This window comes from Candidatus Hydrogenedentota bacterium (assembly GCA_016791475.1).
Classification (GTDB): domain Bacteria; phylum Hydrogenedentota; class Hydrogenedentia; order Hydrogenedentales; family JAEUWI01; genus JAEUWI01.
Genome location: JAEUWI010000300.1, coordinates 1 through 626, shown reverse-complemented (window position 1 = coordinate 626; position 626 = coordinate 1). Strand labels below are relative to the sequence as shown.

The following is a 626-nucleotide window of genomic DNA, read 5'->3' as shown; positions in this document are numbered from 1 at the left end:
CTACGATGGAGCGACGGGCGGTATATTCGGGATGTTCATCACGGTAAACATTGTCCCCTATATCACGGCCTATTCCACCGCAAATCTGGCCTTGTTGCAGACCGTCAAGGATAGTCTGAAAAGGGATCAATCGTTCACCCACCCGGGGAATAGCGTGTACGCGGCAGGCCAGACCGTGCAATTGTATCACTTGAAAGAAGGTATCGAGCGCTTCTTCATCACGGACATCAACAACCCGGCCGGTTCGGCCGTGGCACAGTCCACATTGGCCATGATGTGGGACGTTGTCGGCACGGATGTCAGCATCTTCAACCACGTACCGGGCGGGGCCAATGTGCTATTCGCCGACGGCCACGTGGAATTCCAGAAGTATGTCGCAAACGGCGACGCCACCCAGGCCAACTTTGGTGCGAACGGCGAAGACGACCAGTTCCCCACAAGCACCACGTGGGCCTGGCTGACAACGGCCGGCCAGTAACCGCCGCGGCGCGAGCGTCTAACCGACATAGAATACCCGGCGCCCCTTGGGGCGCCGGGTCTTCTTTGCGCGGAACGACACGTCCCCTTCCGCCATTCATGGGAATCCTTGTTTCCCATCTGTCTCGCCCGCGTGTAACAATGAACTC

General features: G+C 58.3%; 1 protein-coding gene. It reads left to right on the top strand.

Annotation, left to right across the window (positions count from 1 at the left end; genetic code table 11):
- Positions 1-478: hypothetical protein (locus JNK74_29325; protein MBL7650278.1), on the top strand; the 478-nt coding region annotated here is incomplete at its 5' end.
- Positions 479-626: the final 148 nt, after the last annotated feature.